The sequence below is a fragment of the Marinilabilia salmonicolor JCM 21150 genome (genome assembly GCF_000259075.1).
Taxonomy (GTDB): Bacteria; Bacteroidota; Bacteroidia; order Bacteroidales; family Marinilabiliaceae; genus Marinilabilia; species Marinilabilia salmonicolor.
Map to the genome: position 1 here is coordinate 107,604 of NZ_AJKI01000063.1, position 23,243 is coordinate 130,846.

Here is a 23,243-nt window from a genome sequence, read left to right on the forward strand (position 1 = left end):
TTTTAAAGTGGTTTTTCTTCCCTGAAAACCAATTCGTCCAATTTTTCGGCCCTTTATTTAGCTCAAAGATAACAATATCGGCAACAAAAATAAATACTTCGATTGAAATGTTCGATTATTTTCATCTAAATACCCCCTTTCAAACATGATTAAAAGCTTCTTTAATGGCAGCAATTAAATCCTCCGGATCCTCCAACCCTATACTCAGTCTTACCAGATTGGGATGAATGCCCAGTCGCTGTCTGTCCTCTTCCGAAACATCGACGTGCGTCATGGTAGCAGGATGCTCTGCCAGACTTTCCGTTGACCCGAGACTTACAGCAAGCTTAAAAAGTTTCAGATGATCCAGAAACCTGAATGCTTCCTCTTCTCCCCCCGGAATGGTAAAGGATATCATGGAACCTGTTCCCTCACATTGGTTTTCAAAGATTTTCTTCTGGGCATCTCCCTCTTCCAGGAAGCCAAGAAAATGAACAATCTCAACTTTTGGGTGACTTCGCACATATTCTGCCACTTTTATTGCACTGAGCGCTTGTCGCTCCATCCGGATCTTCAGTGTTTCAAGGCTGCGCATAACCAACCATGAAGAGTGCGGATCCAACATGCTTCCCAGAAATGTACGCATTGCCTTTATTCCGGCAATAACATTCTTACTTCCAACGCAGGCACCGGCAATCAGGTCGCTGTGCCCACTGATAAATTTAGTGGCCGAATAAACGACCAAATCTGCACCATGCTTCAATGGATGCTGAAAAACCGGTCCGAGAAAAGTATTGTCAACGGCCAGCAAGCACTTTTTATCTCCGGATGAGAAGGACTTCGACAACCGGTTGCACATTTGAATATCTATGAGATTATTGACTGGATTGCCAGGGGTTTCCACATAAATAAAAGAGGGAACCTCTCCAGGATACTTGGCATTGAGAAGTGCCCTGATGTCATCCTCCGTTTCTTCTGATGAAAACATTAAAATTCGTATCCCAAACTGCGGCAACACATGATGAATGAAATGATCAGTCCCCCCATACACAGGGGAACCAAACAGCAGAATATCTCCGGGTTTGAGATAAGTAAACATCATGGTTGAAATGGCTGCCATTCCGGATGCAAAAAAAGCAGCGTCCTCTCCATCATCCCAAAGCTTCAGCCGTTGCTCTGCCAGATCAAGATTGGGATTGTTTACACGGCTGTAAATCATTCCCATCTCCTCACCCTCATTCGGTTCCCGAAGGCCATAAGCCAACTCAAAAAAAGCTTTTCCTTCACGAGCAGAATTAAAGGCAAAAGTAGAGGTCTGAAACAATGGACATTTAACAGCGCCCTGATGTTCGGAAGCATGATAACCATACGACATCATCAGACTTTCAGGAGCATAGAAGTTTTTTTGCATAACACATGGATTTGATAATTCATTAATAAATCACGTCAAGTTAATTAGTTTAACTAAAATTAACAAAACCATTGATAACTATCCAGTCTTTTCCACAAAAAAAACCGGTTGTTCGAAGTGATTTATATCATGCCTGACAAATTTTTCTATTTTTGCAAAAACCCTGACTCGATTATGAAACATTTACCTCTTTTTCTATTCCTTTTTATTACAGTACCGGTAAACGCACAAATAACCACCAAACATCACCTGGGATTTTCGCTGGGCGCTGACCCTTTCCTGCTAGCCCGGTTTTATATGGAAGATGATGACGACAATGACTACGATAACGATTATTCTTCAGAAGATGAGACGACCAGTTCCGTTGCACTTGCCATGTATTACAAATATAAGCCACATGTGAAATGGGAATTTGACATTGGAACCAAAGTGGCGGCCATCACTGACTATGAAGTTCATTATCGTACTGAAAACACACAAGCTGACATGGAATTCGGTGGTACTTTCAGCGCCTTCACTGCCATCAACTATTCAACCCATAATGCATTCGCAAAAGAAGGGTACACCCCGTTTTTCGCTGCGTTGGAAACAGGATGGACCGCCGCCCCCGGCAACTTAACCATTCACAATCAACAAACCGGCGATACCGAAGTCATTGACAATCTTTCAGGCTCCGTCTATTTCGAAGTCAGGGCAGGATTCAAATATGGATGGGACAACAATGCTGCAGGCCTGTTTCTGGCGGTAAACAATCAATTCAACACCCGGACCGCAGACCGCGAATTGCGGGCAAGAGGTCTTCGGGAACTCCCTAACATCGGACCAATCATCCTGGTGGGAATAAACTACGAATTTGGTTTAAGAAAAAAAGAGAAAAGGAAAAGACGGAAATCAAAGTCTGAAGTCACCTATCCGGACTGGTTTCAACCGGGAGAAAAAAAACACTAATCAATCAGAAAAAAACCCATTTTTTCAGGATGATCCAGCACTTTCTTATGCCCGGGAATTTTCTTCAGCATTTTAACGGCTACTAAATCCCCCCCTGCACCAATAATATAAATGTATCCGAAAACCCAAAGGCCCAGAGAGCCTGTAAAGAGTGCAGCCACATAAGGGACAACCCCCAGCACCAGAAATGGCATTAAAGCACCCAACCTGTAATATTGAACCCGGATAGGCGTAGTGCAATGACAATAAGGAGTGTAAGAACGAGGTTCAATGCCGAACTTGATAGACTTATACCCCCCTCTGGCAAACATCCCGAATATCAACGCATGCAGTAATTCATGCATCGGAATTCCCAATACAAGACATAAAAAAAAGAGAAACACACCGCTCCAACTCCAGTGAAGAAAGGGTTCCAGTCCATGCAACACAAAAAACGGAATTCCGGTAGCAAAGAGCACAGGAAGGATAAGCCCCACAGCTTTACGTGCTGTCTCTTCTATGGTCATCGATATTTCTCTCATTGAATCAATCCAAATGCGCCCTTGGTCAAAAAGGATGCGTTCGCATCAAACTCTTCATAATTCAGAATACCTGACATCCCTTTCGCCAGATCAACCGCCTCAACCTCCCGGGGCATAAAAGAAAAGACACTATCGGTTTCGGCCTCTTTCAACAATACCCATTTACGATTTTCCACATCTACCACAGCCCCTTCAGGAAGCGTCCACATCTCGTCTGCCTGCATCAGAATCCTCGCACGCACATACATATCAGGCAACAGCGAGGGAGCCGGTTCGTTCAATGAAGCATGAACCAAGATGGCTCTGGTTTCCGGATTTACCCTGCGTGCAATGCGGACAATCTGTGCCTCATACACCGGAGAGCGTCCATCATCAGCTCCGATTAACACTTTCGTCCCTTCTGAAAGATCAGAAATGGCAGATTCATAAACATCCAGTTCGACAAAAACTTTTTCGGGATTCAGAACTTCCATCACCTTTAGACCTGGATTTAGGAACATCCCCTGCCGCACCTCCTGAAGTGTGACATTTCCGGCAATGGGAGAACGAACATTAAGGGCGGAAATTATTTCTCCCGACTCTTCCAGGCGAGCAGCATCAACGCCCAAAAGTGAAAGCTGAGCCTTCAAAGCAGAATATTCTGCACGGGCAGATAAAAACTCTGCACGAGCTTGCTCAAAAACTTTCCGGGAAGCAATTTCGTCCTCTAAAAGACCTTTCTGTCGCTCAAAGTCTGATTGTAATACAGGCAAAAGGGCAGCAGCGTTAAGATACTCTTTTTGAATATTAATCAGTTCCGCCCCTTCAAGAACGAAAAGAGTTTCCCCCCTCTTCACCCAATCGCCCCGGGAGACATGGACCTCCCGAACACGTCCCCCTATAAGCGGACTTATTTCGGACAAATAACCGGGCATAACTGATACCTTCCCATTAGCATTAACTTCCCGGGAAACATCGTTTTTTTGCAGGGAGGCCAATTCCATCCCCGATGCCTCAAATTGTTCTTTGGTAACAATTACTGCTCCGTCTGAAAAAGAGGATTCATAATTGCTCTTTTCTTCCTTACTGCCTGAACAAGCTGTTATCAGCATAAGAGCTATTAGTGACAAAGAGAGTATCTTGTTCATAACTTACTTTTTTTTCATTAACAATCACCGCAACCAACCTACCTTATTAATAAAGTAACTAAAAGGTTACAGGTATTTAGAAAGACTAAATAATCAAAGCACCAGATAATTAATTTCCAGAACAATCCGGTTATAAGCCCGGAGATTTTCCAGATAATCAAGGACCAACTGCCGTGCCTGATCCATCACTGTAATGTACTCCAGCACGCTAATCTGTCCTGAATCAAAGGATTTCCGGGCCACTTTTATCATCTCTTCGGCTTGTGCTTTTCGAGTGGTTTCATAGACCTCCAGTGTTCTGGAATATTTTCTGTATTGCCCCAACAAAGCCTTACGGTGCCCCGATAGTTGTATGCCGAAATTTTGATATTCGAGTCGTGCTGCTTCCATCTCCAGTCGAGACGACTTGACCTTTGCATTCTGACTACTGAAAAACAGAGGGAAAGCAAGTCCCACTTCGAATCCCTTGTAAACCGGGGCATTCTTCACATCGTTGGATCCCTGAAAATACCCCAGACTGATATCGGGGAGCCAGTTCATCTTATGGACATTCAACTGACTTTTCGCCATTTCTCCCTCAGCATTTTGCATAAGCAGCGCCGGATGCCCTGCCGGGTCGGATTGCTCAACAGACAAACGGGGAAGAGTATCTATTGATACACTGAAATCTTCATCCACCTGAAGTAACCCGGCCAAACGCTTCAAAGCTGTAGCCTTATCCTCAGAGGCCTGCATCAAGGTCACAGCCACCTCCTCTTTTTTGTTTCTGGCCACCAGGATATCCAATCGACTGCCTTCTCCGGACTTTTGCTTCATTTCTACTGCATCTGAATAAACCGAATAAAGAGAATCCAGTGACTGGTAGTGTTTTTCAATTTCCTCAAAGTAAACCACATCATAATATGCCAAAAGCACATTGCGCGTAAGTTCACGCTGATAAATACGATGACGATACAACTGCACCTCCTCATCGGCCTTCAGCACCTTCTTTTCAGCCATATAGACCAGAGGAAATTTCATTTGCTGACTCACCCCGAACACAGTAATGGGGTCGGTATTGTCAGCAGCAATATTGTTCTCGTCATAACTAACCGTTACTTCTGTTTTATCCAGCTCCCACGCAGTTGACGTCCGTTTCTCCGCAGCTTTCACCTTCAGCTCTGAAGCCAGTACACCGGCATTATTTTCCAGGGCGAGCTGAACAGCTTCCTCCGGACTAACCGCCATTTGGGCATTCATCACGACCGGCGCAAGCAAAACAAACACAATGGTAAGCCACTTAGGCATACCATATTTCCGAAGCTTAGACCGATCTTCCATCAGACAATATAACACAGGCAGAACCACCAGCGTTAGCAGTGTTGCGGTTACCAGACCGCCTACCACCACAGTGGCCAACGGTCTTTGAACTTCAGCACCTGCTCCCGTGGAAAACGCCATCGGAAAAAATCCGAACGCAGTCGATGTTGCGGTCAGTAACACGGGCCGCAGCCGTTGACGCGCTCCTGTCAGAATCAGTTCTTTTAAATCGGTCATTCCTGAACGTCTTAAATCATGATAATGGTCAATCAACACAATGCCATTGAGCACCGAAACCCCAAACAATGCCACAAAACCTACTCCGGCGGAGATGGAAAAAGGCATCCCCCGCATCCATAAAAACAAAATTCCACCAACCGCAGATAACGGGACAGCAGAAAAAACCAAAATTGCAGGACGAATACTTCCAAAAGCAAAATGCAGCATTATAAAAATCAGCAACAAGGCCACAGGCACCACAACAAGTAATCGCTGGCGGGCGCTGCGAAGATTTTCAAACTGACCTCCATACTCCACGAAATAGCCTGGCGGCAAATCAACCCTGGCTGAAATGACATCTGCAGCATCTCCCACAACCGACTCCAGGTCTCGTCCCCTCACATTAACGCCTACCACAATGCGGCGACGTGTCTCATCCCTTGAAATCTGGGCAGGACCTTTGGCGTAAGATATATCTGCAACTTCTCCCATCGGTATTTTGCTGCCTTCCGGGAGTGTTACCATAAGATTGTGAAGATCTTCCACCGAATTGCGGGACTCCTGCGTGAGCCTTACCACCAGATCAAACCTTCTTTCACCCTCATAGACGGTCCCCACCGAAGCTCCGGCAAACGCGACATTGATCAATCGGTTAACATCGGCGATATTGAGCCCAAGAGAAGCCAGTTTTTTCCGGTTATAAGACACCAGCATCTCGGGCAATCCCGTGGTTTTTTCCAACACCACATCAGCGGCACCGGGAACTTCACGCATCAACTGCTGAATCTCTTCACCTTTGCGGTTCAGCACTTCCAAATCATCGCCAAATACTTTAATTGCCAAATCGGCCCGGACTCCGGTGATCAACTCATTAAACCGCATTTCAATGGGCTGGGTAAACTCAATCTCCAGTCCCGGAATTTTCTTCTGAATCCGTTCTTTAAATTTATCAGCCAGTTCATCTTTAGTTTCCGCGGTTGTCCAACTCCCCTTTCTTTTCAGAGTTATAATAACATCAGTCTCCTCCATCGACATGGGGTCGGTAGGCACCTCTGCGGCACCGATGCGGCTGACCACCTGTCGGGTTTCGGGAAATGTTTTAACAATTTTTTCTATGCGGGTCATTATTTCGATGGTTTCCCCGAGGCTGGTGCCGGTTTTTAAAACCGGTTGAATTACGAAATCGCCCTCATCGAGTGTGGGAACAAATTCTGCCCCCATACGGGTAAACAAAAAACCCGAACCTCCAAGCACTATTGCCGCCAGGATTATCACCGCTTTTTTATGATTCAATGCCCAGGCTATGGTTGGGGCATAGAGTTTATTCAGAAAATCCATCAACCGGTCAGAGATGGTTCTTCGTTCCCGGTTGGAGGCTTTAATAAAAAGTGCTGATATGGCCGGAACAAATGTGAATCCGAAAACCATCGCCCCAAGGAGTGCAAAACTAAACGTGAGAGCCATCGGCCGGAACATTTTACCCTCCACCCCGCTCAAAGTCAGAATGGGGATAAGCACAATAATAATAATGACCTGACCGAAAACAGCTGACTTCATCATTTTTGAAGCGCCCTCAACAGATAACGAATCCCGGGCACGAAGCCGTTCATCTCCGGAAAGTTCCATCAATCCTTTTCGTCGGACATTTATTTTATACGAGATATACTCTACAATAATGACTGCCCCATCGATAATAATTCCAAAATCAATGGCTCCGAGACTCATCAGGTTGGCATCCACACCTGTCAGATACATCAGCGAAAGGGCGAACAACAGACTCAATGGAATAATTGAAGCCACCACAAGTCCTGAACGCCAGCTTCCCAGCAAGAGTACCACAACAAAAATCACGATCAATGCCCCCAAAATCAGGTTTTCAGCAATGGTAGTAGTTGTCCGGCCGATTAACTCACTTCTGTCAAGGAAAGCATTGATATAAACGCCTTCCGGCAATGTCTCCTGCACCTCTGCCACACGCTCTTTCACACGGTCTATTACCGCCTTGGGATTGGCACCTTTGAGCATCATCACCTGCCCCATCACCTTTTCACCTTCTCCGTTACCTGTAATGGCACCAAACCTGTTGGCACTTCCAAACTGCACCTCCGCCACATGGTGAACCAACACGGGGGTTCCGGAACGGTTGTCAACCACAATATTGCGAATGTCATCCAAGTCCTGAACCAATCCTTCGCCCCGCACAAAATAACTCTGCCCGTTGCGTTCAATATAACTGCCGCCCGCAACATTATTATTCTCCGATACCGCCATGTAAACCTCATCGAGAGTTATGTCAAGAGCCTTTAGTTTGGCCGGATCAACAGCCACTTCATACTGTTTCAGCAAACCACCCCAGGTATTTACCTCCACCACACCCTCGATACCCGACAATTGCCGTTTCACCATCCAATCCTGAATAGACCTCAATTCCATTGGAGTGTAACGACTTTCATATCCCGGTCTTACCTCCAGTGTATATTGATAAATCTCACCCAAGCCGGTTGAAACAGGGCCCATAAAAGGTTTTCCGTATCCTTCGGGAATAGCTTCGGATGCCGACTCTATCTTTTCAGCAATAAGCTGTCTCGGCAGGTAAGTTCCCAGGCTTTCATCAAAGACAATGGTGACCACAGACAGCCCAAACTTAGACACTGACCTGATTTCCTGAACTCCGGGAAGATTGGCCATCTCCATCTCCACCGGATAGGTCAAAAACTTTTCCACATCCAGCGTGGAAAGATTCCGGGAAGTGGTAATGACCTGCACCTGGTTGTTTGTAACATCGGGTGTAGCACCAATGGGCAACCGCGTTAGCGAGAATATTCCAAATGCTGCAACGGTCGCGGTAAAAAGAAACACCATCAGCTTATTTCGTACACTAAATCGTACTATAGTCTCAATCATAGGAAGTGAAGTTGATTGCTTATTGGTTAATTCTTTGACTAATCAGGGTTAAAAACCACTGGTAATTTACAAAATAAAAAAAACAGTTTCATTCAAAAAAACCAGTTACTATAAAACAACCTTTAGACAAGAGAGAATCTAAAATCATTCGTTGCGATTAAACATTAAACAATTATGCTCCCGGACTGTAAGTTATAAAAACCTATTGTTAAACCAAAAAAGGAGAATATTATGAAAACACCTGAGAACTGGATTATTGAAAACAATCAACTAACCCACACTTTTGAATTAAACAACTTTGTAGATGCTGTAGAGTTTGTAAATAAGATTGTACCGTTGGCGGAAGCAGCCGATCACCACCCGGACATTGAGCTATTCGGGTACAAAAAAGTAAAGATTAAATTAATGTCGCACGATGTTGGCGAAATTACTGATAAAGATGTAAATCTTGCAGAAAAAATCAGCAAACTGGCTGACTAAGAGTATTACTCGATCATATTGACATCGAGCGCGCGCGCCAGTGTATGATCAAAGTTTTCAGGTAGAAACAAAAGAAATTCACTCCCTTTGCCGGGTCTGGACTTCAACTCGATATGGCCGCCCAGCATATGTGCCAGATGCTTACAAAGGGCCAGTCCCAGCCCGTTGCCTCCAAACATACGGGTGTGTCCCTCATCTGCCTGCCTGAAACGACGGAAAATAACCTTGTGCATTTTAGCAGGGATACCAATCCCTGTGTCTTTTACCGAAAACAATACCCACCTGTTATCAGTATAAGAGACACTGATTGTGATGCCACCCTGCTCTGTGAATTTCACAGCATTGGACAACAAATTCAACAGAATCTGACGAAGTCGTGACTCGTCGGTTATCAACTTAAACTTATCCGGCAGGGCATTTTGAACGGAAACCTGAAGCTGAGACTTATTCATCTTTGTTTGATAACCTTCTGTTTCCCGAAGCAAATCATCCAGTAGTTTGGGAATCTTAACTTTCACCGGATGAACCTCTACCAAACCCGAATCGATAAATGAGAATTCGATGATGTCATCCATAACGTGCAGCAGGTGTTCACTGCTCTCGTTAATCATATCAATGTACATAAGCGACTCATTGCGTGTAATGTGGTCATCCTTCAGCAGTCCTGAGAAGCCCATCACGGCATTAAGCGGAGTCCGGATTTCGTGGCTGATATTGGCCAGGAATGCTGATTTGAGACGATCGCTTTCCTCTGCTCTCTTCCGGGCTCTCACCACCTTGGTGACATCACGGAAGATCGTCATCTTGGCCTTATAGGCTCCATCAAAAACCACCGGAACTGTAGTTATCTGATAATCGCGTTTATTAATTCTCTGCTCGAGTCTCTTTCGAAAACGCGACATATTTTCTTTAGCGGCCATACACCAGGGACACGGCTCTTTTAATCCAAACATCTCCTTGTGGCATTTGGCATTTTTCTTTACACTTCCGAACCGCTTTTTAAATGTACGATTCACATAAACAATTTCGAACTTGTCGTTGCTGATCATCACCGGATCCTGGAGATTCTCCATCATGGTCTGATACTTTATCTCACTCTTTTCCAGCGCCTCTCTGGCCCTTCTGACTTCTGTAACATCTTCCACAAAAGTCACTTTTTTAAACTCCCCGGAAGCATCATTTATGCGGGTAGCATCAGCAACAATAAAATGTTCTTGTCCCTTCTTATCAACAACTGTCCAGTTGCCTTTGATTTCTTTTCCATGTAACAGAAAATCATCATGAAGGCCGTACATAAATTCCCTGTTATTTTCGGGAACAACCATTGTAAAATGCTTCCCGATCAACTCATTGGGTTTATACCCGTAGATTTGACAATACTCCTCGTTTACAAATTCAAAAAAACCATTCTTATCCGTAATACAAATACCAATAATACAACTTTCAATGATAGATCTGAACCGGGCCTCACTCTTTTTAAGATCCTCTAACGCTCTTTCCTGAAAAGTAATATTCCGGGCCACTGCAAGAATGGCTTTTCGCCCTCTCAGGTTAAATACACGAGCATTCACCTCAGTAGGAATTTCCTTTCCCGTGCGGGTCCGATGCATCGTCTTAAAAACAACAAACCCTTTCTCATCAAATCCCTGTACAACCGCCCCATAATCGGTAGCTCCCGGGACATCTATTTCGGACGGAGTCATTCCAGCCAGTTCTTTCCGCGTATATTCAAGTCTTCTGCAGGCTACATCATTGGCTTCAATAATTGTTTCGGGCACACCATTTTTCTCATCCCAATAAAAAAGAAGAACCGCATCACGAATATTTTCGAAAAGTGTGCGGTAAAGGCTTTCACTTTCAGACAAAACGTCTTTGTTCCGGTTTTCTGCAAGTACTTTCTTTATTACCTCAGTCAGATAAGGTAAAAAGGTCGGCTGGTCAGACCAATACAGCACTTGTTCCGCTCCGGCCCTTGTCAATACAGCGGCTTGCTGAAAATCGTCCTCTTCACAAATCACCACCACCGGAACTTTTAGTGCATTTTCATTCATCCAGCGCAGGAAATCATCCGCCCCGGAACCATCGCGCCTGCTTAACAACAACACAACATCATATGCTTCTCCTGCCAGTGTTTTTCTGGCACTGGCAGCGTCAGTATGCACCATCACCCCCCCATAAATATCAGCAAGACATCTCTGCAACACGTTCCCCTGCCGGGAATCTCCGAAATATAATATTTTTGATGATTCAGACATTCAGCAAAAATTTAGTAAGTCTAACCTGCCATAAGCATAAACCAGGTAATATGTAAACAGGCTGAAAGCCTGAGAGCAATAGCCCAGAGCAACGTCCTGGGTTTAGAAGTATCCCCCTCTCCTTATCTATCAGATATTTATGCATTCCGTTAAAAGGAAAAAGCCTCGCTTTTGGGAGAACTACCTTATACATAAGCCAGGTGTAAACAGGCTTTCAGCCTGAAAACAATATAACCTATTCCAATATGCAGGTTAAAATAAACCGTACTTTACGTTCAAAAAAAATAATGGTTCCAAAAAATGAATATCAAGATACAGGAAAAAAAAGATCAACAACAACAACAACACAGATGCAAAAAGCAGGATCAATCAGACCTGTTCTGCTTAATTCATGGATAAGGCAGTACATGTAACGGCAATACCACCGAGAAAATACTTCCATTGCCAATGGAGGAACGCACTTTTAAACGTCCACCCATCCCCTCCACCAGGTTTTTACTAATGAACAATCCCAATCCGTTGCCCCCTGCCACACGGGTCGAAGATTCATCAACCTGCCGGAATCGCTCAAAAATGATGGGTATTTTATTTTTCGGAATCCCGATACCCGTATCTTCGACATTAAAAACAACCTCTTTGTCGTTGTGAAATGCTTCCAGCTTAACAACACCTTTTTTGGTAAATTTTATTCCGTTATTCATCAGATTCATCAGAACCTGCTTTAGCCGCAACGGATCTGTTTTCACCGAAAATCCTGCCGGGAGATGATTGTCCAAAAGCAGCTTAAGCTCGGGTTTGCCACCGTCAACCAATTCCAGCCTCATCACATCCATCACTTCCGACAACAAAACATTTAAATCTGTCGGTATAGTGGAAATACGCAGATCTCCCTGCTCAATTCTGGCAACATCCACAATGTCATCAATAATATTCAACAACTGCAGCCCGCTCTGATGAATCAGATCCACAAACCGGTTTTTATCCTCTTTAGATAAAGTATCGTCGTTCAGGATGTCTGAAAAACCAAGAATGGCATTGAGCGGGGTGCGAACTTCGTGACTCATATTTGCCAGGAAAGCTGTTTTCAGCCGATCACTCTCTTCTGCTCTTTTTTTATCCTGAAGAATTTCTGTCAGATCTCGAAGTACCACCATCTTCCTCATTACCCCGGGCTCAAATTCCACCGGCACCATAATAATCTGAAAAATACGCCCATCCGACTCCCTGAAATATTCGGATTCGAATTTTTCACTCATGCGAAGATCTGTAACTTCCTTACACCACTGACACTTCTGATAAGCGCCCATTATTTTGCGATAACAAAAAGCCTCTTCATCGATGGTTCCGAAACTTTCTCTAAAGGCCTTATTGGCAAAAACAATGCGACAATCATTATCAGTAATATAAAGAGGTACATCCAGCTGCTCCATCATATTCCGGTATCTTTGTTCACTTCTGCGAAGCTCCTCTTCTGCCTTTATATGTTCGGTCACATCGCTAACAAATGTCACCAACCGTTTTTTCCCGTTTACCCAGGTTATGGGAACCGTATCCACCACCACCGTTTTGGCGACTCCGTTTTTATCACGTACAGCCCATGTTCCCTGGCGCCCTTCATTCCTGTCAAACAGCTGGGCATGTACTTCCAGTACCGTTTCCCGAAGATTCTCATCAACCAGCATGTCAATTTTATTCTTTAGAAACTCATTAACCTCATAGCCATAGATTGCACAAAACGCAGTATTCACATACTCAAAAACACCATATTTGTCTGTTATACAAATACCGGACACGGACTTTTCAATAACCTTTTTAAATCGCTGCTCACTCTGCTCCAAAGATTCAGAAAGTTTTCGGTTACGGTTTAGATAATTCTTTATCATCAGCAACAACAGAATAGCAACCGTAATAACAAAAAACTCTCCTTTCCACGATTGGATGTTTGTATATTCTTCCGGATTGTCAAACAACAGAAACACCAGCCTGTCACTGAACAAAATCCAGGCACTCCCAAGCAGGAAGAATGTCACTGAAACCCGGATGGCCATCATCCATTCAGGATCTAGGTGTTGTTTGAGACGGGTGAACATATAGTGTTTTTTAGATTTTTTACATTTAATCTAACGTATGTACGGAAAAAATCGTTCAATGGATTCAAAAAAAAGGGATGCCCCGTCACAGAACATCCCTTAACCATTTGTAAAAAACCTGTCTATAAAACGACAATCTTTTCTAAAAGTGTCCTTTCTTTCATCTCTATTTTAAGGAAATAGATTCCGCTCTTTAAAGAAGTCACATCAATCCGCACAGCACTGGCATCCGCTTCAACATAATGCACTTTCAAAGATCGACCACTCAAATCAATCACCTCCAGATTTAAAATATCCGACACATTGATTCCACCAATAAAAACATAAGTGTCGGCCGGAACAGGGAATACAGAAGAACTCTCTTCCTGTTCAGCCAGCACAGTGTTGGCAACTGTAACCGTCAACACTCCGGATACTTCATCATAAGCAAAGTAATAATTATTGTCCAACCCTCCCGAAACCTCAATATCATATTCTCCGGGCACTGAGGACTCATCAGCAATACAGGAAGCTATAGGCACCTCATCGATAACAGTGACATCATCGGCATTGACAAATCCAGAATACTCCAGTTCAAACACAGGATTGGTTTCTCCAACCACCCGTGTAGCATCTTTTGCCTTCACGGTCAGTGGTGCCTGATTAACAGAAAGCACTCCGCTCACATAACTGAAGTCGTAGTTTTCATCAGATCCCTCGCCCAGGGTGATAGCATAATCGCCCACATTGCTGCTACCATCTGCTTCAGTCGAAACCACAGGAAGAGTCATCAAAACTGAAGCATCTTCTCCATTTACAAATCCGGAATAATTAAAAGTAAGTTCAGGATTAACCTCTCCGTAGAGACGGGTTTGGTCATCAGCAGTCACTATAAGCGAAGCTTTGGAAATGGAGGCCGTCAAAACAGGTTGCTCAAGAGCATAATTAGTGACATCAGTACCGGTAAGTGTCATGTTGGTTGTTACAGTAATTCCATCTCCTGAACCAACCTGAGCAAATATCCCGGATGTATGATTACTCAGCACCACATCATCATCACCTTCCACCGCATTGTCCTCCAAAACAGCGTTACTCACCGCAGCCACTGTTGTGCCATCGTAAATTTTATCCTGAGCGACAGCATTTACCACCGACACAGGTTTAGGTAAAACATTGAGGGAGGTGCTACCGTTAATAAGAGGCAGGTAAGATTCCGCGTCAATGGGAAAAAATGCCACCTCTTCTTCCACTGTACCCACTTCGTTCATATCGGAGACAAACATAAAATAAAAAGTTCCTGCAACGGGGCTGCCTTCATGTGTGGCCTCCCCTCCCGAAAGGACAGATTCTCCAACAGCTTGTCCGTAAACAATGTCTGATGCCTCAGGCCAGGAAGTTACGGTAACTTTACCGATAGCTCCGGGATGCGGATTCTCCTCATTATCGAGAAGATAGGGGTATGAAACATACTCTTCCAGGGCATCAATGCCCCAGGTATTTGTAAAATCCCAATCGATAAAAGAAGTAGCCTCGCGCATCTCTATACCGTTTAGACCAATGCCGCCGACTGAATTCTCCTGCCCGCTGGCATTGATGTCCCAATAGGAAGAGATAACCTCTCCATCGTTCACTCCTGCGAAACCACCAATGGTAGCATCAGAACCATTAACGGCAGTAGCGGAATAACAGTTCGTGATGTTACCTGTAATTAATCCACCCTCTGTATTTTCCTCCGCAATTTCAAGGTTTTCACCAACCAGTCCACCCGCGTTAAGCGGTGCATTTATTCCTCCCAATGCATAGCAGTTTTCTATATCACCGGTATTTTGTCCAACCAGTCCACCAGCTGCTCCATCGGTTGCAGTAACCATCCCGGAGGCATAGCTATTATTTATCCTACCTGCATAATTTTCAAAAACCATCATCATATCTGCCTCAACCTCCTCATTGTTTCCAACCAAACCTCCTGATTTTAAAGGTGCGTTTACCGTTGCAAATGAGGAACACCTCGTAATGTCTCCCGTATTCTGTCCAACCAGACCTCCACACTCTCCTGTTGTTGCAGTTACCACTGAATTCGCTCCCACAGAGCACTGCTGAATCATCCCTCTAAACCCTTGCACGGGTTGATCATTACTAATGCCTGCAATACCTCCAACATACTCTCCTCCTGTAACAGCCCCCTCAACATGGCATCGCAGTATGGTTCCGCTATTAGCGCCAATCAACCCTCCAACAGCACTTCCGGTAGATACCACCTCAACCGTAGCAGAACAGTCACTAATAACTGATCCATTTATGAATGAACCTGCCAAACCACCAACATTTCCCGGCTCAGCATTAACTTTCCCGGAAACATGAACATTACTAATTATGGAACCTTCGGAAACAGAACCTGCTAAAATAGCCGTTGCGGATTTTCCAACAATTTCTGCTAACGGATCAACAGAAACATTCAGATTAATAATTTCAGCAGAATTAACGTAACCAAACAATCCGTTGATATATTCATTAGGCCTGTTTATTTTCAGGTTTAAAACAGAAAAACTATTTCCATTTAAGTGACCTTCAAAATTCTCATAATAACCTAAACGCTCCCAAAATAACCCATTATTATACCCCGGATTCCCTTCCGACAGATACTCCTGCAAATCAATATCATTGACCAACACATAGTATTTATCCGCATGCGAACTACCGAGATAATTCCTGATTTCATCCAGGTCTTTAGGTGTTTTAATACGGAAAGGGTCAGCCTCTGTGCCTGCACCGCCGGAAAATGGAATTTCATCAACATTTACCACCACATTTTCTTCAGTGTAAAGTTGCGCATCGTTCTGATCGGTGGCACGCACCAGCAATGAAAAACTTTCATAATCATAGCGATTCACCCCTTCCTGCAGAAGAGTCAACTCACCGGTTGCTGCATCTATTGAAAAAAATCCATCTTCATTGCCACTCTGAATGGAGAAAACAGGAGCATTGTCCGTGGCATCTTCATCGGTAGCTGTAACCAAACCGATTGAAATTCCGGCAGGTGACTCCTCATCAAATCTCAACATCTGACCAGCGTCAACCACAGGTGTTTCGTTTACATCAGTCACGTCAATTGTCATCATCCCTGTAACAGGTTCACTAATGCCATCGGAGACCTCAACTTCTATCTGGCACTGACTAACTTCCTCATAATCGAAGGCAGAAGCCGTTTCCAGATTGATTCCATTACTAACAAAGAGATCATTATCCGTTGCAGCATTTGCCGTCAGACTAAATGTCAGGGGATCGGAATCAGCATCAGTGGCAGAAAGAGCACCAACCACAGTGCCGGCCGATAAATTTTCATCAAAAGTATTGTTATCAAGGGCAAGACCGGCAGGCTGAGCATTCAAAACATATTGCCGGATGTTGTCGATGTAAATATCCTGGTTGCTATAATCATCAAAAGTTAGTCTTACATCGGAACCACCAACAATAGGAATAGCCACCTCACACCATTCTTCGGAATAAGATGTTGATCCGGCATAATAAACACTAACTTCAAACCGGATTACACCCCCGACCAAAGCTCTGATTCTATATGACTCTGAATGATTAATTTTCACATTAAACGTCAGCATATCAACGTCCGGATCGGCAACCTGAAACTCAACATATTCGCCCGGACTTCCATCCACATACAATGAATATGACGAATTAGCACCATCAGTTGCTATGTTACTTGTACTACCAGAAACAATCACATCAGAAGGTATGGTTTGATCTTCAAAATCAACACTACTTATTTCACACATTCCTTTCGGACTATGATCTGGAATAACCAATTCTCCTAATTTTAAATCCGCCGAAGGATCCTGAGTATCCCAGTAATATAACTTTAGCGTTGTATTTTCCAACGCTGCCTGTTCTGTCGGATCTGTGACAGTCCCCGAATTAGAATCTACAATACTTCCGCTGTAATCATCCGAACAAGTTACTACCGAAAAATTATAATCCGCATCAACCGTAATGGTTGTGTATAGCCACTTATTCAAATGATTACCGCGCAGATTACTAATATCATTTGTCGAAACAGTCGTCTGAGCCAGTTTTATCCCCCCTCGTATATAACTACCATTATTCGTTACATACCATTTGAATTTAACAGTTCCATTAACAGCATTAAAGGCATCTTTAAGAAAAATCAGATTCCCATTTCTATACCCGACGGATGGAATTCTCAAACCATCCACTTCTTCAGTAACAGGTCCTGAATAAACGATACTAAAATTATCCGCGGTCATGGGAACACTTCGTGTTTGGGCCAAAACGTATCCCGTAATAATTACAAACAAAACAAAGAGTAAAAATTTCTTCATAGCATAAGCGTTTTTTGGTTCTGTAAATTGTCTTGAAGTTTATACGCCAACGCTCCCTGAAGAGTTGAAAGTATATGGGATTCGAAAAGTGCTAATTAGAATTCGTGCAGGTTCTCAGGATATTCGTTTGGCAGCTCTTTCTCTCGGTTTATCTAAAAAGAAGTGCTAATCATCAAAAGCAGACAACCATTTCCCTCAAAAAACAATAAAAAGGAATGTATAGCCCTTTACATACCTTAGACATAAAGCCGACAAGGTGCAACCAGGCTGAAAGCCTGAGAGCAACAGCCCTGGGCAACGCCCAGGGTTTAGAGTTATCCCCCACGCCCTCTCTCTTTATTGGTCGCGTTGCGACCAATAAAGAGCAATTAATCAGGTTTAACAACCGGATAGAATGAAAAAATATTGCAAACAATAAAAATTTTCCATAAATAGTGTTTATCTAAAAAGTCCAACTTCTGCGTTGTTACTCAAAATCTAAATCCTCAAACACATTAGTATTCTTCGGTTTAGATTTTTCAAACGCCTTGAATTTGAACTTTCTATCTCAAACAAGTGAAAAACGCTTAGTTTATAGACAGGGCACTAAACAGCGCCCCCGTCTATAAAGTCGGGAAAGTTTGTAAAATGTCATGTGTCTGGTCAGAAAGTGCCAGTTGCAAGGCTTGCGAAGCCGCCAAAAACGGAGTTTACTTGGGTAAATGAATATTTTGGCGGCAAGCGTAACGACGCAAATGGTACTTTATGGACAGACTCTAAACAGAGTCGTGTCAATCATTAAAATAACGCACCACTAACCAGTAATGGCCAGTAAAACTTGTTTCCAGAAAAAAAATTATCAAAGCCTGAAAATGATGAACCTACGGTGGTTATTTCTCTACTTTGTGTTTCTGAGTGCATCGGCAAACGCCCAGGGCCTGCCCATTGAGCAGGATCGTTACACCCGTTTTGGTCATCTGACAGTAGCCGACGGGCTTCCCGACAACCACATTACGGTAATCCGGCAGGACTCAACCGGATATCTGTGGATAGGAACACGTGAAGGTCTGGCCCGATACGACGGAACCCGGTTCCTCTCATTTCTGAATGCCCCCGGCGACAGCACGTCTCTGCCATCCAACCACATCTATGATGTTCTTATCACCTCCGAACAACAGATATTCGTCGCCACCCGGAAGGGCCTCGCCCTTTTTAACCACAGAACAGCAAATTTTGTGCGAGTCCCAACGCTCTATGAAGATGGATACGGTCTGCTCGATAAACACATCAGAGCACTTGAAACTGCTGACAAAGACCACATCTGGGTAGAAACTTTTAACGGTACGCTACACCTGCTCAATACCCAAACCTTCAGAGCGCGTACCTGGTCGCATCCGGCCCCAACTCAACCTTACTACGATTACCATGCTTTGCTTCAGGACTCCAAAGGAACTTTGTGGATTGGCGGTCGTAACATGGGCCCGCTGAAGATGCAGAAGGAGTCGATTACCGCCATTGAGACCGATCCGGAAAACACTGACAGAAAACGAGACCGTGATGTGGCATTTTTCTTCGAGGACAGCGAAGGAGACTTCTGGGTTGGCGGACTTGACGGCTTATATCAGTACAACCGTGAATCCGACATCTTCAACAAACGATTAAATACCTCCTCCTACCAAATGACTGAATCGAAGCAAGGACTCCTATGGGTGGCTACCGGAAATGGTCTGGTACAACTCAACAAACGGACAGGGAAAATCACCCTGTTCCTGCCTTCTGAAAACGACCCGTCATCACTCATCCAGGACCACCTGAATTGTGTAATGACCGACCTGGAAGGCAATCTCTGGATTGGCACCAACAGAGGAATCAGCATCCTGAACCCGGTGCAAAACCTTGTTCACCACTACCGCCACCTGCCTGAGTTACCCAATTCACTCAGCAGCAATCATGTTTCAGACATCCAGGAAGGCAAAAATGGAAATATCTGGATTGCGACACGAGGAGGAGGAATGAACCGTTTCGACCCGGAAACTGAGACTTTTACTGTTTTTAGAGAAAATCCAACAGATAAATCTACCATCAGTTCCAATCAGGTGTCTGCGCTGCATCCCGATGAAAACGGAATCATCTGGACTGGCTTATGGAGGGGTGTGGGGTTCAACAGCTTTGACCCGAAAAGAGAAGAATTTCAACAATTTGCACTGGATTCAACCTCCCGAAAACAAGACTGGTATGTGGGCTTTGAATCCTGGGGAACCGACACTTTGGTTGCAGGTTTTTGGGGGGCACAAGGCATCAGACTATTCCACAAACAAGAAAAACGATGGCTTCCACACAATTTCAATCCCTCCTATCATCCCTCAGATGGAAACCTGCAAAACATCCTGGCAACCGACAGTATTCTGTGGGTTTATCAAAATGGCGGCACCATCCGGTCGTTTCATCCCGAATCGTCCAAATGGCAGGCCTGGAGATCGTCTGTTCATCAGACAAGTAACCAATTTCATAAAATCAATTCCGTAAGCCTACCCGATTTTTCCAACTTAAATGAAATGGTTCACCATCAGAACTTAACTCTTTTTCTGACCGATAAAGGAGTAGGAATTTACGACCATCGAAACGGTCAATTCTCCACGCCGGACCCAAGAAATTTTCTGATGGCGACCCAACATGGCCAACAATTACTTTTGCTCTCCCCCGAAGGATTATATGCATTCGATGGTCTGAACCACAAAATTCAAAAACAATTGCCGGCAAAGAACCTTGTCACCCCCCCATCCCACATCACAGACCTCTTATTATTGGAGGATAACAAATTACTGATCACCTCTAAGTCCGGTATTGAAGCAATAAACGCAAGAACCGGCGAGCAACTCCCCCTGTCACCAGAATTTGAATCCATTAACAGCTCGAAAAAACCCATTCAACAAATCATCCATGGTCACAAAAATTCTTTTTTGATCGCCTTCGACCGCGGTATCGCTTATCTTCCAGGTGATGGTCAAACTGAAATTTACGACACGGACAATGCTTATTCTTCCGGGTTAAAAAACGATGCCGTACGAAACATTTGCCGATGTACAGAAACACCGGGTTTCTGGATAAGTAGCGACCGGGGCCTTTTCTTTTTTGACACCTCCACCCGTACATTCAGCACCATAACCTCTTTTTCTGAATACCGGATCAATCACACCACCCTCCTGTCCAAACAACTATTTATTGCCAGCGACCACGGACTGGCAGTCCTTGATGCAAAAAGCCGTAAAGTCACTTTCTTTAACCGCGCACCTGCTGACAAACTCTCATCGCACCTGACCACTTTTATACAAAAGGATTCCAAAGGAGATATATGGGCGGGCACCACCAATAAAGGGATCAACCAGATAGACCGACAGACTCTGGAAATAACTCATTTCTATCCCGGACAGAGATTTCATGGTCGTGAAACACTTGCTTTCCTTGAAACATCCGCGGGTACTATTTATGCCGGAGGCGATTCTCTGAATATTTTCAATCCTGAAAAAGAAGTTTTTGAAATCCCGCAGATAGCAAAACAGCTTCCCAATGGCAAAATATTATCTCTCACCGAAGATTACCTGGAACGGATTCTTATTGTAACCAGTCACCACATCCATATTTTTGACCCGGCATACAATCAACTGTTCGACCTCACCCCCTATCTGGGTCTGAAGAATCCCACATTCACCCGGGCTGCACTTCAAACCGGCAACAATGATATCTTAGTGGGATCAACACGGGGTTTTCTTCGTTTTAACCCTGAACTATTCAGTCCGGCCGAAAAATTGCAAATTACAAGAATTACAGAATTCCGCATCATGGGTGAAACTGTTCATCAGACCAACCCTGAAAAGAACATCCTGCTCAAACACGATCAGAATTTCATTGAATTCTTTTTTTCGGATATGAAGTATCCTTCCCTGCACGACAGCTACCAATACCGGCTCAGAGAAACCGACCAGGACTGGACCATCACCTCACAGGCATCAGTGAGCTACAAAATGTTACCTCCTGACGATTATACCTTTGAAGTGCAAAAAATCAACCCTTTTGGAGAAAGCATTCCTGCACAATATTCATTCACAATTCATCCTCCATTCTGGAAATCTGCCTGGTTTATTATCCTGATAATCTTTAGCAGCGGAGCAATCCTGTTTTTCTGGTGGAGAAACCACCTTCAACACCTGAAGCTGCTAAAAAACAATCTCACCCTAAAACATCAGCTGCTGCTTTCGCAGATGAATCCGCATTTTCTGTTTAACGCACTCTCCGCAATTCAGGCGTTCATTTTCCAGAATCAACCACAGGCAGCCGGAAGCTACCTGGCAAGATTTGCCAAGCTCATGCGTCTTTACCTCAACAATATGACATCGGCCGTAACAACCATTCACGACGAATCCGAAACACTGAAACACTACCTGGAATTACAACGCCTGAGACATAACAACAACTTTGATTACTCCATTGAGGTAAAACCACCCATAAGTGAACAGATGCCGGGATTACCAACCATGATGATACAACCCTTTGTGGAAAATGCCATCGAACACGGATTCAGTGACATCCCGGACAGGACAGGCTACTTAGAGGTGAAACTCGAATTAAAAGAACCACACTGGCACATAACTATTCGTGACAACGGAGCAGGAATTGATAAAACGATGCAAAAAAAAGATGAGAAACCACTCCAACGCAAATCTATGAGTACCGGAATCACTAAAAAACGAATAGCCCAATTACAAAATCAGTACAAATGTCAGTGTTCCCTGGTGATTAAAGATCGGTCAAAAACAGAAGAAAACGAAACAGGAACCGAAGTATCTCTGGTTCTTCCCGCCATTTCAGAAGAAAAAAAAGCCACAAAGAAAACAGTTTTGTGAGTTAATCGTACCAAATACTACACCAGCAAGCAAAATGAAATCATCAAACTATGAGAGCAGTAATTATCGATGACGAAAAGAATGCGAGAGAAACCGTAAAGGGGATGTTGTCTTTTATAGCTAACGATATCGAAATTGCAGGAGAGGCCGATGGAGTAAAAAAGGGTTTAGAAATCATCCACCGGTACGCCCCCGAACTGGTTTTCCTTGATATTCACATGCAGGACGGAACTGGTTTTGACTTGCTGCGCCGGCTTGAAAGCTATGATTTCGCACTGGTTTTTCTTACTGCGCACGACAACTATGCACTTGAAGCTTTTCGCTTCGCCGCCATCGACTACCTTTTAAAACCCATTGATCCCGATGAACTGAAAAATACCATTGAACGCATCCGCAAACAAAGCTCAGACAATGCAAAAGTCATGGACGCATTGTTCGAAAACCTGCAAAAAGCCACGTCCTCTCCGCGAAAAATTGTTTTAAAATCTTCAGATGCACTGCATCTGGTATTTATCGATGACATAATTCACTGCGAAAGTTCAGACAATTACACCCGTTTTTTCTTAAAAGGACAAAAACCGTTACTCATCTCTCAATCGCTGAAGAATTTTGAAAAAATGCTTGCACCTCTGGGTTTTTTCAGGGTTCATCAGTCACACCTTATAAATCTCTCCCACATAAGTAAAATAGACCGTAAAGATGGGTGTCACGTAGAGATGAATGATGGAACTGAAGTACCTGTCGCTGTCAGGAAAAAGGACATTTTAATGAAACGACTGGAAGAATTGTAACGTTT

11 protein-coding genes are annotated in these 23,243 nt (G+C 44.0%); 4 read left to right on the top strand and 7 right to left on the bottom strand.

From position 1 onward, the window contains the following. Nucleotides 1-139 precede the first annotated feature (139 nt). Nucleotides 140-1,390 carry a cystathionine gamma-synthase family protein gene (locus tag W7W_RS0120935; protein WP_010665566.1) on the bottom strand — a complete coding sequence of 417 codons (1,251 nt, stop codon included), beginning with the start codon at nucleotides 1,388-1,390 and terminating at the stop codon, nucleotides 140-142. A 174-nt stretch (nucleotides 1,391-1,564) separates the two neighbouring features. On the opposite strand from W7W_RS0120935, the gene W7W_RS0120945 reads away from it, so the two are divergent. After that, nucleotides 1,565-2,338: a hypothetical protein gene (locus W7W_RS0120945; protein ID WP_010665567.1), complete on the top strand. Its 774-nt coding sequence runs from the start codon at nucleotides 1,565-1,567 to the stop codon at nucleotides 2,336-2,338. On the opposite strand, the gene W7W_RS0120950 is transcribed toward W7W_RS0120945, so the two are convergent. From W7W_RS0120950 to W7W_RS0120960, 3 genes are all read right to left on the bottom strand, one after another. Then, a complete protein-coding gene (locus W7W_RS0120950; RefSeq protein WP_029510712.1) occupies nucleotides 2,335-2,859 on the bottom strand; it encodes a DUF3267 domain-containing protein in 525 nt (174 codons plus the stop codon). The genes W7W_RS0120945 and W7W_RS0120950 overlap by 4 nt on opposite strands. Then, nucleotides 2,856-3,986: an efflux RND transporter periplasmic adaptor subunit gene (locus W7W_RS0120955; protein WP_010665569.1), complete on the bottom strand. Its 1,131-nt coding sequence runs from the start codon at nucleotides 3,984-3,986 to the stop codon at nucleotides 2,856-2,858. The genes W7W_RS0120950 and W7W_RS0120955 overlap by 4 nt, the downstream gene beginning before the upstream one ends. Before the next feature lie 93 nt (nucleotides 3,987-4,079). Next, the gene (locus W7W_RS0120960) at nucleotides 4,080-8,408 is read right to left on the bottom strand and encodes a CusA/CzcA family heavy metal efflux RND transporter (protein ID WP_025006888.1); all 4,329 of its coding nucleotides are present in this window, start codon (nucleotides 8,406-8,408) and stop codon (nucleotides 4,080-4,082) included. Between the two features lie 231 nt (nucleotides 8,409-8,639). On the opposite strand from W7W_RS0120960, the gene W7W_RS0120965 reads away from it, so the two are divergent. Then, complete coding sequence (locus W7W_RS0120965; RefSeq protein ID WP_010665571.1) at nucleotides 8,640-8,888, top strand: 4a-hydroxytetrahydrobiopterin dehydratase; 249 nt, start codon at nucleotides 8,640-8,642, stop codon at nucleotides 8,886-8,888. A gap of 5 nt (nucleotides 8,889-8,893) precedes the next feature. On the opposite strand, the gene W7W_RS0120970 is transcribed toward W7W_RS0120965, so the two are convergent. From W7W_RS0120970 to W7W_RS0120985, 3 genes are all read right to left on the bottom strand, one after another. Then, entirely contained in the window at nucleotides 8,894-11,143 is a 2,250-nt protein-coding gene (locus W7W_RS0120970; RefSeq protein ID WP_010665572.1) for a PAS domain S-box protein, read from the bottom strand. A gap of 389 nt (nucleotides 11,144-11,532) precedes the next feature. Continuing rightward, nucleotides 11,533-13,233 (bottom strand): PAS domain-containing sensor histidine kinase, encoded by a 1,701-nt coding sequence (locus tag W7W_RS0120980; protein ID WP_010665574.1) that lies wholly within the window; start codon nucleotides 13,231-13,233, stop codon nucleotides 11,533-11,535. 122 nt (nucleotides 13,234-13,355) lie between these two features. Next, complete coding sequence (locus W7W_RS0120985; RefSeq protein WP_010665575.1) at nucleotides 13,356-17,567, bottom strand: MBG domain-containing protein; 4,212 nt, start codon at nucleotides 17,565-17,567, stop codon at nucleotides 13,356-13,358. A gap of 851 nt (nucleotides 17,568-18,418) precedes the next feature. Here W7W_RS0120985 and W7W_RS0120995 point away from each other — a divergent pair. Beyond that, the gene (locus tag W7W_RS0120995) at nucleotides 18,419-22,447 is read left to right on the top strand and encodes a sensor histidine kinase (protein WP_159102761.1); all 4,029 of its coding nucleotides are present in this window, start codon (nucleotides 18,419-18,421) and stop codon (nucleotides 22,445-22,447) included. A gap of 50 nt (nucleotides 22,448-22,497) precedes the next feature. Next, entirely contained in the window at nucleotides 22,498-23,238 is a 741-nt protein-coding gene (locus W7W_RS0121000) for a LytR/AlgR family response regulator transcription factor (RefSeq protein WP_010665578.1), read from the top strand. Nucleotides 23,239-23,243: the final 5 nt, after the last annotated feature.

Excerpts from the sequence above, each read along its gene's own strand:
- W7W_RS0120950 (WP_029510712.1), bottom strand. The coding sequence starts at position 2,859 with ATGAGAGAAATATCGATGACCATAGAAGAGACAGCACGTAAAGCTGTG.
- W7W_RS0121000 (WP_010665578.1), top strand. The coding sequence starts at position 22,498 with ATGAGAGCAGTAATTATCGATGACGAAAAGAATGCGAGAGAAACCGTA.
- W7W_RS0120935 (WP_010665566.1), bottom strand. The coding sequence starts at position 1,390 with ATGCAAAAAAACTTCTATGCTCCTGAAAGTCTGATGATGTCGTATGGT.
- W7W_RS0120945 (WP_010665567.1), top strand. The coding sequence starts at position 1,565 with ATGAAACATTTACCTCTTTTTCTATTCCTTTTTATTACAGTACCGGTA.
- W7W_RS0120980 (WP_010665574.1), bottom strand. The coding sequence starts at position 13,233 with ATGTTCACCCGTCTCAAACAACACCTAGATCCTGAATGGATGATGGCC.
- W7W_RS0120955 (WP_010665569.1), bottom strand. The coding sequence starts at position 3,986 with ATGAACAAGATACTCTCTTTGTCACTAATAGCTCTTATGCTGATAACA.
- W7W_RS0120970 (WP_010665572.1), bottom strand. The coding sequence starts at position 11,143 with ATGTCTGAATCATCAAAAATATTATATTTCGGAGATTCCCGGCAGGGG.
- W7W_RS0120995 (WP_159102761.1), top strand. The coding sequence starts at position 18,419 with ATGATGAACCTACGGTGGTTATTTCTCTACTTTGTGTTTCTGAGTGCA.
- W7W_RS0120960 (WP_025006888.1), bottom strand. The coding sequence starts at position 8,408 with ATGATTGAGACTATAGTACGATTTAGTGTACGAAATAAGCTGATGGTG.
- W7W_RS0120965 (WP_010665571.1), top strand. The coding sequence starts at position 8,640 with ATGAAAACACCTGAGAACTGGATTATTGAAAACAATCAACTAACCCAC.
- W7W_RS0120985 (WP_010665575.1), bottom strand. The coding sequence starts at position 17,567 with ATGAAGAAATTTTTACTCTTTGTTTTGTTTGTAATTATTACGGGATAC.